Here is a 13204-nt window from a genome sequence, read left to right as displayed (position 1 = left end):
AAGACAAAGGGCTAAAGCCTTTGTCAATCATGAAAAAAACGACCCAAATCGGGTCGTTTTCATGTCATATATGAATTAGAAAACCTGTTCAACTTCTACAACGCCAGGCACTTCTTCTAATAATGCGCGCTCAATACCGGCTTTCAATGTAATGGTTGAACTTGGGCAGCTGCCGCATGCACCAAGAAGACGTAATTTCACAATGCCATCTTCAATGTCTACAAGCTCACAGTCTCCACCATCACGTAATAGAAATGGACGAAGTTTGTCCAGTACTTCCTGTACTTGGTCTTTCATTTCGACTTCAGTCATTAGATATAATCGCTCCTTTCACAACATATCACCATTATATTCATCTGGACGATAAAAATCTATTGATTGGTTTCAAAGTTTCCTTTTCATTATAGCACAATCTCATCTTGAAACAAAAAGTGATTTTTGCTTTTTTCATCCAGAAAATTCAGCTAAAATGAAGTAAGAATAGGGGGCTTGTCAAATGAACAAAACCGTCGATCTTTATGTTTATGGAAGAGATGTACTGTGCGCCAGCTGCGTGAATCTGCCTTCTTCAAAAGATACGTTTGAATGGTTAGATGCAGCATTAAAACGAAAATATCCGAATCAGCCATTTCGCATCACATATATTGATATTGAGCACCCGCCAGAAAATGAACAACAAAAGGAATTGTCTGAACGAATTCTTGATGATGAATTCTTTTATCCGCTTGTCTTAGTAGAGGATCAAATCGTTGGAGAGGGCAATCCAAAATTAAAAGACATTTATCAAGAAATGGAGAAATACGGGTACAGGGAGAGCAGTGAATAAGCTGTTCTTTTTTTGAGAAATATAAACGAACAAGCGTTCCTCTTTTAGGTTGAAAAAGAACGTTTGTTCGTTTATAATGAAATGAAAGGAGCGTGAGCATCATGAATTATTTACTGAAACAATCTCTTCATCAGCAAATACCGATTGAGATGATTTATATGAAGAAAAATGGAGAGTGCACAAAGAGAAAAATCATTGTCCACCGTCAAACGGATCAGCTCATCCAAGCATATTGTTTATCGAAAAAGACGATGAGAACCTTTCGTAAAGACTGCATTCTTGCCCTTGCTCCGATCAAATGGACCAACTCATCGGCACATGCCGTTTCATAGAAAAAAGCTCCCTCGTCACGAAGGAGCTTTGAGAAAAAATTCACATAATTTTAGCCGTTGTGATGTTTGTACATCCAAAGGAGTCCAGATTTCAGAAGTCTTGGCACCCGCCCAACAAGCGGACGATCAGCCACTAAGCCAAAGCCGGCTTTTTTCCCTAAAGAACCTAAAACACCTTTTAGCTTAAACTGTGGATAAGCCTCAGGAAGCGGCTCATTTTTCCAGCGTTTTTGCAGCGATTGGACAATTTGTTCTGCCTGCGCCTCAGCAAGCTGTGCACTTGGGGCATGCGGCAGACTTGCGCAGTCACCTACAACATATACATGCTCATCCCCTGGGAGGTTGTGATGAGGAGTTAATACGACGCGGCCTTGTGCGTCTTTTTCAACATCCATCTCACGTACCACTTTGCTTGGCTGTATTCCTGCTGTCCACACGATGACATCTGCTTCAATCGCGTCATCATGGTTGTAAACGACACCTTCTTCAACCTTTGTAATATTGGCACAGTTAATGATCTTTACGTCATTTTCTTCAAACCACTTTTGCACATACAAACTTAATCTTTTTGGAAAGCTCGATAGAATCAGCTCTCCGCGGTCGAAAAGAATAATGTTTAAATCAGCGCGGCTTTCTCTTAGTTCACTGGCCAGCTCTACCCCGCTAAGTCCAGCACCGACGATGCCAACCGTTGCACCTGCGCTCAAATTGTTTAATTTGTTATACGCATGTCTTGACTGATCAATGGTTTGAATGCTGTATGTATGTTCTTTCGCACCAGGGACATTATGATACTTGTCCTCACAGCCGAGTCCAATCACCGTGTCATCATACGGAATCGGTTCACGGTCGCTGAATAAAATCTGTTTGTTTTCAATATCAATTTTTTCTACTTCCCCGTATTGAATATCCAGCTTCGGATGCTCTGGAAAAGATACTCGAATGTGATGATCAGAGATCGTTCCAGCAGCAAGTGCATAATATTCTGTTTTTAAACAGTGGTAAGGATTTCGATCAATTAATGTGATAGTGACATCATCAGGTAATTGATTTGGCAATAAGCGGTGGAGAACCCGCATATTCCCGTAACCTCCGCCGATCAAGACTAAATTTTTCATGACGATTCTCCTTTTCCCCGTAGACATTGAAAAACACTTATACTAAAAAACTTTAAGTTAAAATACCAAATAAAATTATATCGAATTTACTGTGAAACCACAATAATTGTTTCAAAATAACCTACATATTCATCAGTTAATCCTAAATAGTAAAACATTTTACGAGGAATAGGCGTAACGATACAGATGAAGCTCATATTTTGACTAATACAAGGAATTTCGGTAGGATGGTAAGGCAATGTGAGGTGAAGCACAGTGTTTCCACTGATCGAATTTTGTGTAAGTAATCTTGCACAAGGGTCTCAAGAAGCAAAAGAGAAGCTTGAAAAAGACCCAAACCTAGACGTAATGGAATACGGCTGTTTAAGCTATTGCGGCAAATGTATGGACTCCCCATTTGCACTTGTGAATGGAGAATTTGTTTCAGGAGAAAATGCAGAGCAGCTAGTCGAGCGTATTTATGCTTTTATAGAGGAAAACGACATGTTTTAAATGCACCACATGGGTCATGAGGTGCATTTTTTTCACATTTTCATCTTCCATTTTTAAGGAGAATTAATAGAAAGCGCATCCAATATGTTATGCTAATAAAATATCATCAATATGAAGCATCACACGAGAGAAAAAGAGGCATATGCATAATAAAAGCCCTTTGCCATGACAGCAAAGAGCTTCTATGTATGAAAAACGGGGGATGATAAGATTGTCTCCTGAATCGACTCCTTTTATACTATAAAGAAACAACATTTTTGGAGGAAGCTCATGACATCATTTCAATTCACGAAAATGCACGGATTAGGAAATAATTATATTTACGTCAATCAGATGAAGGAACAGCTTCCAGAAGAGCAGCTATCAGAGATAGCGATCCGCGTTTCTTCTGTTTATACAGGAATCGGTTCTGACGGGATGATCCTTATTTGTCCATCAGATGTTGCACCTGTGAAGATGCGCATTTTCAACAATGATGGATCAGAGGGCAAAAACTGCGGTAACGGGCTGCGCTGCGTTGCAAAGTATGTGTATGAGCATCAAATTGTGACGGACACAACGTTCCAGATTGAGACATTGTCAGGACTCGTTGAAGCGACCGTTCACGCTCAGGATGGTCACGTTCAGCTAGTCACAGTAGATATGGGAAAACCACGTTTTGAAAAAGAAGCGATGCCAATGCTTGGTGAACCGGACAGCACAACGATTAATGAGGCACTTGATTTTGGCAAGGCAGTTTTAAATGGAACGGCCGTTTCAATGGGAAACCCGCACATCGTTTTTTATTTAGAGGACATTGAAAAAGCACCGCTTCATACACTTGGACCAATCATCGAAAAACACCACATGTTCCCAGAAGGCGTCAATGTAGAATTTGTTGAAGTTGTCAGTGAAACAGAACTGCATTTTCGTGTGTGGGAAAGAGGTTCAGGGATTACACAGGCCTGCGGAACAGGGGCCTGTGCTGCGGCTGTATCCACAATTGTGAATGGTCAGGCGAAAAAAGAAACAGACATGACCGTTCATTTAGCAGGCGGAGACCTCATCATTCGCTGGAAAGACAATGACCACGTGTTCATGACAGGACCTGCTGAAACGATTTGTGACGGCACATTTTATCTCTAAACCATTTATTTGAGAAAAGGCATCATCACGTTTATAATTGAAAAGAAACATCCAGTCAAAAGGAGGGATGATCATGAGTACACCAGTAACCATTACAGAAGCTGCTGCACTGCAGATTAAAGATATGATGAAAGAACATGAAGAAGAAAATGCGTTCCTTCGAGTGGGCGTAAAAGGCGGCGGCTGCAGCGGTCTCTCATACGGCATGGGCTTTGACCATGAAGTCTCAGAGAAAGACACGCAGTTCGAACAGCACGGCATCAATGTCCTTGTCGATTCCGAAAGCCTTGATATCATGAACGGAACCATCATTGATTTCAAACAATCACTCATGGGCGGCGGTTTCACGATTGACAATCCGAACGCCATTGCATCATGCGGATGCGGTTCTTCTTTCAGAACAGCGACGAATACCGGTACGCCGGAAGAGTGTTAACAACTGATCATGGATAAAGATAAGCCTGCTTGTTCGTTTGTTTTGTAAACAACACGATCAAGCAGGCTTTTTTAATCGAACTGAGAGCAAAGATAAAAGACACTCACTCAGCATCTTTTTCTCATATTTCTTCTTCGATTTTTAACAGTTCTTTGTCGAGGACATAGATCAACTCACGTGTACTAAACAAATAGATCAAGACTTCTTTATTGACATCTTCCACATGTACTTCAACCTCAACTCGAATCTTTGCTGGTTCTCCGCGATACATGACTTCAAACGTACCGATTTCTTTCGTTTCATTGTCCTTTTGCATTTTCTTTATTTCAGACTGTATCTGTTTGATGTCTTGATCATTCAAACCAGAATCCAAAATCGAAGAGGAGACATGTCTTAAAAAAGGTTCTAATTGATTAATATCAATATTCAACCCTGCTGCGAACTCAGCATTACGTTTGTTAAAGTCCTTTGCAAACAGTTCAACTGAGCCTCCAATCATCAGTAATAAGCTCAAACTGATCATTAAACGCTTTAACATCTTTACACCTATCCTTCATTATGAACTTCTTCATTTCCTATATCGGGTTGATCAGATGAAATCTTCATTTTCTCTTCAACAATGTATAAATCGCTCAATTTTGTTACAGCTTGGCCGAACAACTGGCTATTTCACCTCGAAAAGAGTATCATGAGAACCAAACATAAACTGTAGTCAGAAAAGAGGTTGCTGAGGTTTGAGTGAACAAATCAATTGCAGGAACTGTCATGAACTGATTCCGTATCGTTCCAAAACGTGTCCGTCTTGCGGGATTGAGAAGCCGCTTCCGAAAAAGGAACGTGTGAAGGATCGGGTGATTTTGGTTGTGGCAGGGATTGTTGTGGTGCTGCTTGCTGCAATGGTACTTGGGATGGCAAATGCCTATATTGGGATTTTTAAATAAACGAAAAAGGAGTTCCGCGAGTGGGAACTCCTTTTTTGATCCGCTCTTATTTGTTTTCAAATAAGCTTGTGGAATGGAGAGGCTGTACACGGGCTTTCGGGTCCATGTAAGCTTTCGCATTGTTGACAGCAGTTGGTGCTTCACCAAATCCGCTTGCAATCAATTTGACTTTTCCTTCATACGTACAGATGTCTCCTGCCGCATAGAAGCCTTCAATGTTTGTTTCCATTGTAGATTTCACCACGATGGAGTTCTTTTCGATTTCAAGGCCCCATTGTTTGATTGGTCCAAGGGAGGAAACAAAACCGAAGTTGACGATCACGTCGTCCACATCAAGCACTTGTTTTTTGTCGCCTTTGACTTCTTCGAGCACGATTTGTTCAATGCGGTCTTCACCAATGAGCTCAGTTGGTACAAATGGTGTCAGTACATTGACTTTCGAGTTGTGCAGGTTTTCTACACTGTGCTCATGCGCGCGGAATTTATCGCGGCGGTGAATAATGGATACTTCTTTTGCGATTGGTTCAAGCATAAGTGCCCAGTCCACCGCAGAGTCTCCGCCCCCAAGAACGGCAACACGTCTGCCGGCAAATTGGTTCAAGTCATTAATGAAGTAATGCAGGTTGCTTCCTTCAAATGATTCTGCTGCATCTAGTTCAAGCTTTCTCGGTTGGAATGCACCGTTACCAGCTGTGATGATGATTGTTTTAGAATAATGAATCTCTTGATTTGTCACAAGTTTAAAGATCCCATCTGCCTGTTTTTCAACCGTTTCAACTGCCTGCTCTAAGCAAATGGTTTGATCAAATTTATCCATTTGTTCCTTTAAGTTATCAACTAATTCTTGTGCGCGGATTTTTGGGAATCCAGCCACATCATAAATATATTTTTCAGGGTAAAGAGCGGATAGTTGACCGCCGAGCTGAGGAAGGCTTTCAATGATTTTCACACTTGCCTGTCTCATGCCTCCGTAAAACGCAGTAAACAATCCAACTGGGCCGCCCCCGATAACGGTAATGTCATATACCTTAGAATCTTCTTGCATTCCTTTAATCCTCCCAAATGAAAATTGTTATCACTATATCATATCATACCACATATCGTCGTTTGACTTGTTTTGAAAAACTTGTCGTTTTTTGATGCTGAAGCTTTGAAAAGGAGGAAAAAGTGAGAAAGACCGTTTATCATAAGGATTTTCAGTTTAAAGCCTTGAAAATTGGAGCAGAACTCGCTATTATTGTTAAGGGAACTAAATATTAATTTTTTATGAATTTTTGTCGGATACGGTCAAATGCTTTCGTTTTATGTAGGTGAAAGTTCAGATTTTCACATACTTATTTTTTTGTTTAAATTTCATAAAATGCCGCAAAGCGGTTGAGAATAACGATATGTAATTCTTTATCCGTTTTACAGCAAATTTAAAAAAGGTGGATGTGATTCCAGTGAATAAACCGAAAATCGTTGTATTAGGTGCAGGTTATGGCGGATTAATGACTGTAACAAGATTAACAAAACAGCTTGGCACAAATGATGCGGACATTACTCTTGTGAACAAGCATAATTATCATTACGAAACAACATGGCTTCATGAAGCAAGTGCAGGTACTCTTCATCATGACCGCTGTCGTTATCAAATCAAAGATGTGATTAACAGTTCCCGTGTCAACTTTGTACAAGCAACAGTTGAAAGCATTGATAAGGAAGCGAAGAAAGTTGTGACATCAGATGGCGAACTTTCTTATGACTACCTTGTTGTTGCACTTGGTGCTGTTCCTGAAACATTTGGTATTGCAGGACTGAAAGAATACGCATTCTCAATCTCTAACATCAACTCTGCTCGTCAGCTTCGTGAGCACATTGAGCTTCAATTTGCGACGTATAATACGGATGCTGAAAAACGTCCAGAGCGTTTGACAATCGTTGTCGGCGGCGCAGGATTCACAGGTATTGAGTTCCTTGGTGAGCTTGGAAACCGTGTGCCTGAGCTTTGCAAAGAGTATGACATTGATCAAAAAGACGTGCGTATCATCTGTGTAGAAGCTGCGCCAACAGCTCTTCCTGGATTCGATCCAGAATTGATCGACTATGCGATGAACTACCTTCAAGGTAAAGGTGTTGAGTTCAAAATCGGTACAGCGATCAAAGAATGTACGCCTGAGGGGATCATTGTTGGAAAAGACGATGATACAGAAGAAATCAAAGCTGCAACTGTTGTTTGGGCTGCAGGTGTACGCGGTAACCCAATCGTTGAAGAAGCCGGTTTTGAAAACATGCGCGGCCGCGTAAAAGTGTCTCCAGATCTTCGTGTACCAGAAAATGATGATGTCTTCATCATTGGTGACTGTTCATTGATTATCAATGAAGAAATCAACCGTCCATACCCACCAACTGCACAAATCGCTATGCAGCAAGGTGAAACAGTAGCGAAAAACCTTGCAGCACTAGTAAAAGGCGGTTCTCTTGAAAGCTTTAAGCCAGACATCAAAGGAACAGTTGCTTCTCTTGGTGAACACGACGCTGTAGGTGTTGCGTTTGGTAAAAAACTTCAAGGAACAAAAGCTTCTGCAATGAAGAAAATCATCGACAACCGTTCTTTATTCATGGTTGGCGGACCAGGACTTGTTCTGAAAAAAGGAAAATTCAAGTTCTTCTAAACCATTATAGACAAAAACGTGTATCCTCGTGATACACGTTTTTTTATAAGTTGTGGTATATTTTCTCACTTGGTCATCGGCAGCAAAATATGTTATGATAAATTATCAGAAAATTTAGATTAAGGGGTGAGCAATATGAATGCACAAACAAAGGAAAAAACATCAACCTGTCAATATTGTTCAGGAAAAGGGTACTTTCAGCTATTGCTCGGCGGATCTGAAACGTGTGAGGAATGTAAAGGGACAGGAAAGAAGCGTTAATCGATCTGCTTTTTCCATTGATTGACTTCATCTCTATTTCCAAGTTAAACTAATGATGGGATATTTGGGGGTGGAGATGAAGTGATCAGTTTACCAGTCGTTATCATTTCAGTTATTTTATTTTTCGTGTTATTCTTCGGCATTGGCTTTTTGCTCAATATGCTGCTGAGAATGTCATGGATTATGGCTATTTTATATCCAATTGTATGCCTTTTCATTATCAACAATCAAAAGATGATCGCTTATGTAAGAGAGCCTGGCACCGCTTTTTCAGGAATAGGAGACCGGATCGTCTCACTCGCTGCGGCAGATATCATCATCTTATTAAGCGGCCTGATCGGTGCAATCACATCAGGTTTTGTCATTAATGCACTTCGAAAAAGAGGGTATCAAATGTTTTAACTCACTTGTGGACACGCAAGTGGGTTTTTTTGTTTCTCCTTTGCATAGTTTCCATTTTGTTTGGAAACAAATAGATGGGTAGAGGAGTGACAAATAGAGATGAAAACATGGATGAAACGATTGTTCATGACAGCCCTATTCATGCTTGCACTTTTGACAAGCTTTACGGGCATATCTGGAGTCGAACCAAGTGATTTAGCTGCGTGGGTGAAAGAGACCGATGCGGGCAGGCAAGTATCTTCTTTTTTTCAGCAACCAAAAAGGGAAACGATGGCACTCAAAAGTGAAGATGCGAGGTCTGTTTCTCTCGAAGAGGCGTTTAATTGGAACGATTACCCGAAACAGAAGGTTGTGGCAACCGGCTATACAGCAGGTGTGGAATCAACAGGCAAAACGAAGGAACATCATGCATATGGCATTACATATTCAGGCGTTAAAGTGAAACGTGATTTATATTCAACAGTGGCAGCCGACCCATCTGTTTTTCCGATTGGAACGGTGCTGTTTATCCCGAACTATGGCTACGGTGTGGTTGCAGATACCGGGAAAGCCATTAAAGGTCATAAGCTTGATTTATACTATGAAACCGTTGATGATGTGTATAGAGAATGGGGTAAAAAAGTGCTCGATGTGTATATCATCAAAAAGGGTGAAGGGACGTTAACGGAAAAAGACTTAAATCAGCTCAATGAAGCAGAATCGATGCAAGTATTCCGTCAGCAGTTTCAAGCCAATAAAGAATAAAAAAGCTTTGGGCCGTTTAAGGTCCAAAGCTTTTTCGCTTCTACATAAAGTAATAATCTAAGATGAGTGTCAGCAAGATCCCTGTTAAGCCGCCGAAGAAGACTTCAATCGGCTTATGACCAAGAAGCTCTTTTAATTTCTTTTGCTTTTCTTTTTCTTCCGCATTTGGGAAATTCTTTGCTTCGGAAACAAATCGGTTAAAATCTGTTACGAGCTTGTTGAGAACAGTCGCCTGTTCTCCTGCCTGTCTGCGAACGCCTGTCGCATCAAACATGGTAATAATGGCAAAGATGGCGGAAATGGCAAAGATCGATGTATCTAGCCCGTGCTCTAAAGCCACTGCTGTGGAGAGTGCTGTTACTGCTGCGGAGTGTGAACTTGGCATTCCGCCTGTGCTTGTAATGAGCGACCAATCTAGTCGTCTAGAAATGATAAATTGAATCGGTACTTTTACAAATTGTGCAAAAAAGATGGCTGCTAGGCTGGCAAGCAGCGGAAAATTCGTCAGTACGCTCATGAACAAGAAACATCCTCTCTTTAAGAAAAAATATCGTGCGAAATGATGAACTAAAAATCCTAGTATGATGAAAAAATGATAGCAGTAAAAAAAGCTGCCAAGTCCATGTTCATTATAACATTAAAGAAAGTAGATGTGGAACGAGGAGAACACGGACAGGCTGCTCAGGTTTTCGCCGCTTTTTCATGATGCCCTTCCGCGTGTGAAAATATAAATGTTCATCAAGTAAAGACAGACTGGCAATGATCGTATAGGAACGCAAATTTTGATATAATAGAAGTTCCAATGTGAAAAATGGAGTTCATTAAGGAGCGTGTGATAAATATGTTTTTCTCGACAAATGAATTGCAGCATAAAGATACACTGGCGATCGGACTTTTTCAAAAGAGCCAATTATCAGGAAAAGCAAAAGAAATGGATGAATTACTTGAAGGAAGAATCACTGAATTATTAAAAGAAGGCGACATTTCATCCAAACGAAATCAGCTTTCGAAATTTTTCCCATCCCCTGAAACAGGCATCAAACGCATTTATTTTGTCGGGCTTGGGAAGGAATCAGATTACACGTTTGAAGAGGCAAAAGAAGTGTTTGCCCATTTATTCAAAAAGCTTCATCAAGATAAAAAGCAAGCGGTTTCTGTCTTGCTGGATACGTTTATTGGAAAGGATCTGCCTGCTCAAGATGCAGCTCATGCCCTTTCTGAAAGCTGCCTTTTAGCTACATATGAATTACAGGATTTTAAACATAAAACAAATGAACCGGATCGTTTTATCGAGTTTGTTTATGCAACGACAGAGCATGATCAAGCTGAAATTCAGGCAAGTTTGAAAGTCGGCGAAGTGTACGGACAGTCAGTCAATTCAGCTCGTACCCTTGTGAATATGCCGCCAAACATGCTCACATCCTCTGATCTGGCTTCGTATGCGGCAGAGCTTGCATATAAATATGAATTTGAGATTGAAATCTTAGATAAAGAACAAATGGAAGAGCTCGGAATGGGCGGTATTTTAGCCGTCAATAGAGGCTCAACAGAACCGCCAAAACTCATCGTATTGAAATATCAAGGCAAGGAAGAATGGACAGACGTCATCGGCCTTGTCGGTAAAGGCATCACGTATGATACCGGCGGCTATTCTTTAAAGCCAAGAGCGAGTATGGTTGGCATGAAAACAGATATGGGCGGCTCAGCGTCTGTTTTAGGTGCAATGGAAATCATCGGCGAACTTCGTCCAGAGCAAAATGTCATTGCGGTCATTGCCTCAACCGATAATATGATTTCGGCAGACGCTATGAAGCCGGACGACGTGATTGTGTCACTAAGCGGTAAAACAATCGAAGTGCTCAATACGGATGCAGAAGGCCGTCTTGTTTTAGCAGATGGGGTGACATATGCGAAGCAGCACGGTGCCTCTGTCCTTGTAGATGTGGCCACATTAACAGGCGGTGTCATTGTGGCGCTTGGAAATGAGACAACAGGCGCGATGACCAATAACGATGAGCTGTACGCTCAGTTTAAAGAAGCATCAGAAGAATGCGGTGAAATGATCTGGCAGCTGCCCATCACGGAAAAAGATAAGAAACGAGTACGAAACAGCAAAATGGCGGATCTCAATAACTCGCCAGGCCGTGATGGTCATGCGATCATGGCAGGTGCTTTCATTGGCGAATTCTCAGAGGATACCCCTTGGGTTCACTTAGATATTGCAGGAACAGCTACAACAGAAAAACCTTCATGCTTTGGACCAACAGGGGCAACAGGTGTAATGGTAAGATCACTCGCAACATTTGTGGAACGATTTGAAGGAAAGAAATAAAGGAGAAGGCTCTGCCAAGTGGCAGAGCTTTTTTATGTAGGACATACGCCATTTGACGAAGTTTTTTTTCTATGGTAACATACGTTGGTACTTTAATTATCTACTACATTAGTAAACTAAAGGATTTCGGGGGTTTCACCATGAATGCAGTTGTTTTAGCGGTTGTTTTAATGTTGATATTAAGCTTGCTGCGGGTCAATGTCGTGATTGCGCTGGCTATAGGCGCTTTAGCTGGCGGACTTGCAGGTGGATTAGGCTTGGGAGGAACAGTGGACGCCTTTACGGACGGACTCGGAGGAAATGCAACAGTGGCGATTAGTTATGCGTTATTAGGGGCATTTGCTGCGGCACTGACGAAAACAGGTCTACCAGATGCTATGGTTGAAGGAGCAGTGAAACTTCTAGGAAAAGAAGGCGATTCAAGACGGAAAACACTATCAAAAGTGCTCATCGTTCTTGTCATTTTGATCGTGTCCTGTTTTTCACAGAACGTCGTCCCTGTTCATATTGCCTTTATCCCAGTCTTAATTCCGCCGTTATTAAAGGTGTTTAACGAGCTTCAGATTGACCGCAGACTGCTAGCGTGTGTCATGACCTTCGGACTCACTGCACCATATATATTACTTCCAGTCGGTTTCGGACAGATTTTCCACGGAATGCTTCGTGACAATATGAAGGAAGCGGGGCTGACTGTAAACTTAGCAGATATTCCATATGCCATGCTGATTCCTGTTGCGGGTATGGTTCTTGGTTTGATCGTTTCCATTTTTGTGTATCGAAAGCCGAAGGTATATGAGGACCGTGAAATTACAGATGTAGAAAAATCGGCTTATACGAAAAAAAGCTTATTCTTTGCCGGTCTTGCTATTCTTGTTTCGTTGATTGTCCAGCTTTATCTATCGCAAAGCCTTGGTGTGGAAGGAATGATCTTCGGTGCACTCTCAGGACTGCTTGTCTTGTTTGTGACAGGAATGATGAAACGTGATGAAGCAGATGAACTGATTACATCTGGAATGAATATGATGGCATTTATCGGTTTTGTCATGCTTGTTGCGGCTGGATTTGCCAACGTGTTAACAAAAACAGGAGACATTGAATCCCTTGTCAAAGCATCTTCCCAATTTATCGGAAACAGCCAGAGTCTTGCGGCGATTTTAATGCTGCTCGTTGGTCTGCTTGTGACAATGGGAATCGGATCATCATTTGCAACGATTCCGATTATTACAACCATCTTTGTTCCACTTTGCTTACACTTAGGATTTAGTCCAATGGCCACCATTGCCATTATTGGCTCTGCTGCGGCTGTTGGAGATGCAGGTTCACCTGCAAGTGACAGTACACTTGGACCAACATCTGGATTGAATATGGATGGACAGCATCACCACATTTGGGGAACTTGTGTCCCAACTTTTATCTATTATAATATTCCGCTTGTTCTGTTCGGCTGGCTGGCGGCGATTATTCTGTAAGATGAAAAGCTTGTAGAGAAAACGATGATGTTTTTTCTATAAGCTTTTTTGTTGTTCGCAGATGAAAAAATA

At 41.4% G+C, this 13204-nt stretch carries 16 protein-coding genes and 1 pseudogene; 12 read left to right on the top strand and 5 right to left on the bottom strand.

The genetic code is table 11. The features are described from left to right. Positions 1 to 75 precede the first annotated feature (75 nt). A pseudogene (locus tag AAYR28_RS14810) lies at positions 76 to 375 on the bottom strand (NifU family protein). Positions 376 to 496: 121 nt separating this feature from the next. Here AAYR28_RS14810 and AAYR28_RS14805 point away from each other — a divergent pair. Together AAYR28_RS14805 and AAYR28_RS14800 are read left to right on the top strand one after the other, a co-directional pair. Further along, positions 497 to 826 carry a YuzD family protein gene (locus AAYR28_RS14805; RefSeq protein ID WP_024423358.1) on the top strand — a complete coding sequence of 110 codons (330 nt, stop codon included), beginning with the start codon at positions 497 to 499 and terminating at the stop codon, positions 824 to 826. 101 nt (positions 827 to 927) lie between these two features. Next, on the top strand, positions 928 to 1158 hold the full coding sequence (locus AAYR28_RS14800) for a hypothetical protein (protein WP_065215216.1): 231 nt from the start codon (positions 928 to 930) through the stop codon (positions 1156 to 1158). Between the two features lie 50 nt (positions 1159 to 1208). Here AAYR28_RS14800 and AAYR28_RS14795 read toward each other — a convergent pair whose 3' ends face one another. Then, positions 1209 to 2276, bottom strand: a complete 1068-nt coding sequence (locus AAYR28_RS14795) for an NAD(P)/FAD-dependent oxidoreductase (RefSeq protein WP_034282611.1) — start codon at positions 2274 to 2276, stop codon at positions 1209 to 1211. A 255-nt stretch (positions 2277 to 2531) separates the two neighbouring features. On the opposite strand from AAYR28_RS14795, the gene AAYR28_RS14790 reads away from it, so the two are divergent. The 3 genes from AAYR28_RS14790 to AAYR28_RS14780 all read left to right on the top strand — a co-directional run bounded on the left by AAYR28_RS14790 (position 2532) and on the right by AAYR28_RS14780 (position 4329). Next, positions 2532 to 2768 carry a YuzB family protein gene (locus AAYR28_RS14790; RefSeq protein ID WP_008346813.1) on the top strand — a complete coding sequence of 79 codons (237 nt, stop codon included), beginning with the start codon at positions 2532 to 2534 and terminating at the stop codon, positions 2766 to 2768. A 270-nt stretch (positions 2769 to 3038) separates the two neighbouring features. Next, the gene (gene dapF, locus AAYR28_RS14785; RefSeq protein WP_345808868.1) at positions 3039 to 3893 is read left to right on the top strand and encodes a diaminopimelate epimerase; all 855 of its coding nucleotides are present in this window, start codon (positions 3039 to 3041) and stop codon (positions 3891 to 3893) included. Between the two features lie 73 nt (positions 3894 to 3966). Continuing rightward, positions 3967 to 4329, top strand: a complete 363-nt coding sequence (locus AAYR28_RS14780) for a HesB/IscA family protein (protein WP_024423354.1) — start codon at positions 3967 to 3969, stop codon at positions 4327 to 4329. 121 nt (positions 4330 to 4450) lie between these two features. Here the strand turns inward: AAYR28_RS14780 and AAYR28_RS14775 are convergent, their stop codons facing one another. Further along, positions 4451 to 4867, bottom strand: coding sequence for a hypothetical protein (locus AAYR28_RS14775; protein WP_098677600.1), 417 nt, complete (start codon positions 4865 to 4867; stop codon positions 4451 to 4453). Between the two features lie 196 nt (positions 4868 to 5063). On the opposite strand from AAYR28_RS14775, the gene AAYR28_RS14770 reads away from it, so the two are divergent. Beyond that, positions 5064 to 5270 carry a hypothetical protein gene (locus AAYR28_RS14770; RefSeq protein WP_024425965.1) on the top strand — a complete coding sequence of 69 codons (207 nt, stop codon included), beginning with the start codon at positions 5064 to 5066 and terminating at the stop codon, positions 5268 to 5270. A gap of 46 nt (positions 5271 to 5316) precedes the next feature. On the opposite strand, the gene yumC is transcribed toward AAYR28_RS14770, so the two are convergent. Next, complete coding sequence (gene yumC, locus AAYR28_RS14765) at positions 5317 to 6315, bottom strand: ferredoxin--NADP reductase 2 (RefSeq protein WP_034282604.1); 999 nt, start codon at positions 6313 to 6315, stop codon at positions 5317 to 5319. A gap of 391 nt (positions 6316 to 6706) precedes the next feature. Between yumC and AAYR28_RS14760 the strand changes: the two genes are divergently transcribed. From AAYR28_RS14760 to AAYR28_RS14745, 4 genes are all read left to right on the top strand, one after another. Beyond that, on the top strand, positions 6707 to 7924 hold the full coding sequence (locus AAYR28_RS14760; protein WP_024423350.1) for an NAD(P)/FAD-dependent oxidoreductase: 1218 nt from the start codon (positions 6707 to 6709) through the stop codon (positions 7922 to 7924). Positions 7925 to 8059: 135 nt separating this feature from the next. Continuing rightward, a complete protein-coding gene (locus tag AAYR28_RS14755; RefSeq protein ID WP_157840088.1) occupies positions 8060 to 8185 on the top strand; it encodes a YuiA family protein in 126 nt (41 codons plus the stop codon). A gap of 81 nt (positions 8186 to 8266) precedes the next feature. Next, the gene (locus tag AAYR28_RS14750) at positions 8267 to 8587 is read left to right on the top strand and encodes a YuiB family protein (protein ID WP_024423349.1); all 321 of its coding nucleotides are present in this window, start codon (positions 8267 to 8269) and stop codon (positions 8585 to 8587) included. A 99-nt stretch (positions 8588 to 8686) separates the two neighbouring features. Beyond that, on the top strand, positions 8687 to 9331 hold the full coding sequence (locus AAYR28_RS14745) for a 3D domain-containing protein (protein ID WP_034282599.1): 645 nt from the start codon (positions 8687 to 8689) through the stop codon (positions 9329 to 9331). 40 nt (positions 9332 to 9371) lie between these two features. Here the strand turns inward: AAYR28_RS14745 and AAYR28_RS14740 are convergent, their stop codons facing one another. Beyond that, entirely contained in the window at positions 9372 to 9848 is a 477-nt protein-coding gene (locus AAYR28_RS14740) for a divergent PAP2 family protein (RefSeq protein ID WP_024423347.1), read from the bottom strand. 324 nt (positions 9849 to 10172) lie between these two features. Here AAYR28_RS14740 and AAYR28_RS14735 point away from each other — a divergent pair, with 324 nt between their 5' ends. Together AAYR28_RS14735 and AAYR28_RS14730 are read left to right on the top strand one after the other, a co-directional pair. Beyond that, a complete protein-coding gene (locus AAYR28_RS14735) occupies positions 10173 to 11663 on the top strand; it encodes a leucyl aminopeptidase (protein WP_345808867.1) in 1491 nt (496 codons plus the stop codon). Positions 11664 to 11803: 140 nt separating this feature from the next. Continuing rightward, a complete protein-coding gene (locus tag AAYR28_RS14730; protein ID WP_034282597.1) occupies positions 11804 to 13132 on the top strand; it encodes a Na+/H+ antiporter family protein in 1329 nt (442 codons plus the stop codon). Positions 13133 to 13204: the final 72 nt, after the last annotated feature.

Source organism: Bacillus safensis, assembly GCF_039619585.1.
Taxonomy (GTDB): domain Bacteria; phylum Bacillota; class Bacilli; order Bacillales; family Bacillaceae; genus Bacillus; species Bacillus safensis.
Note: the sequence above shows the minus strand (reverse complement) of the source record. Positions and strands in the feature narration are given on the sequence as shown.

Excerpts from the sequence above, each read along its gene's own strand:
- AAYR28_RS14805 (WP_024423358.1), top strand. The coding sequence starts at position 497 with ATGAACAAAACCGTCGATCTTTATGTTTATGGAAGAGATGTACTGTGC.
- AAYR28_RS14800 (WP_065215216.1), top strand. The coding sequence starts at position 928 with ATGAATTATTTACTGAAACAATCTCTTCATCAGCAAATACCGATTGAG.
- AAYR28_RS14795 (WP_034282611.1), bottom strand. The coding sequence starts at position 2,276 with ATGAAAAATTTAGTCTTGATCGGCGGAGGTTACGGGAATATGCGGGTT.
- dapF (WP_345808868.1), top strand. The coding sequence starts at position 3,039 with ATGACATCATTTCAATTCACGAAAATGCACGGATTAGGAAATAATTAT.
- AAYR28_RS14780 (WP_024423354.1), top strand. The coding sequence starts at position 3,967 with ATGAGTACACCAGTAACCATTACAGAAGCTGCTGCACTGCAGATTAAA.
- AAYR28_RS14775 (WP_098677600.1), bottom strand. The coding sequence starts at position 4,867 with ATGTTAAAGCGTTTAATGATCAGTTTGAGCTTATTACTGATGATTGGA.
- yumC (WP_034282604.1), bottom strand. The coding sequence starts at position 6,315 with ATGCAAGAAGATTCTAAGGTATATGACATTACCGTTATCGGGGGCGGC.
- AAYR28_RS14755 (WP_157840088.1), top strand. The coding sequence starts at position 8,060 with ATGAATGCACAAACAAAGGAAAAAACATCAACCTGTCAATATTGTTCA.
- AAYR28_RS14745 (WP_034282599.1), top strand. The coding sequence starts at position 8,687 with ATGAAAACATGGATGAAACGATTGTTCATGACAGCCCTATTCATGCTT.
- AAYR28_RS14740 (WP_024423347.1), bottom strand. The coding sequence starts at position 9,848 with ATGAGCGTACTGACGAATTTTCCGCTGCTTGCCAGCCTAGCAGCCATC.
- AAYR28_RS14735 (WP_345808867.1), top strand. The coding sequence starts at position 10,173 with ATGTTTTTCTCGACAAATGAATTGCAGCATAAAGATACACTGGCGATC.
- AAYR28_RS14730 (WP_034282597.1), top strand. The coding sequence starts at position 11,804 with ATGAATGCAGTTGTTTTAGCGGTTGTTTTAATGTTGATATTAAGCTTG.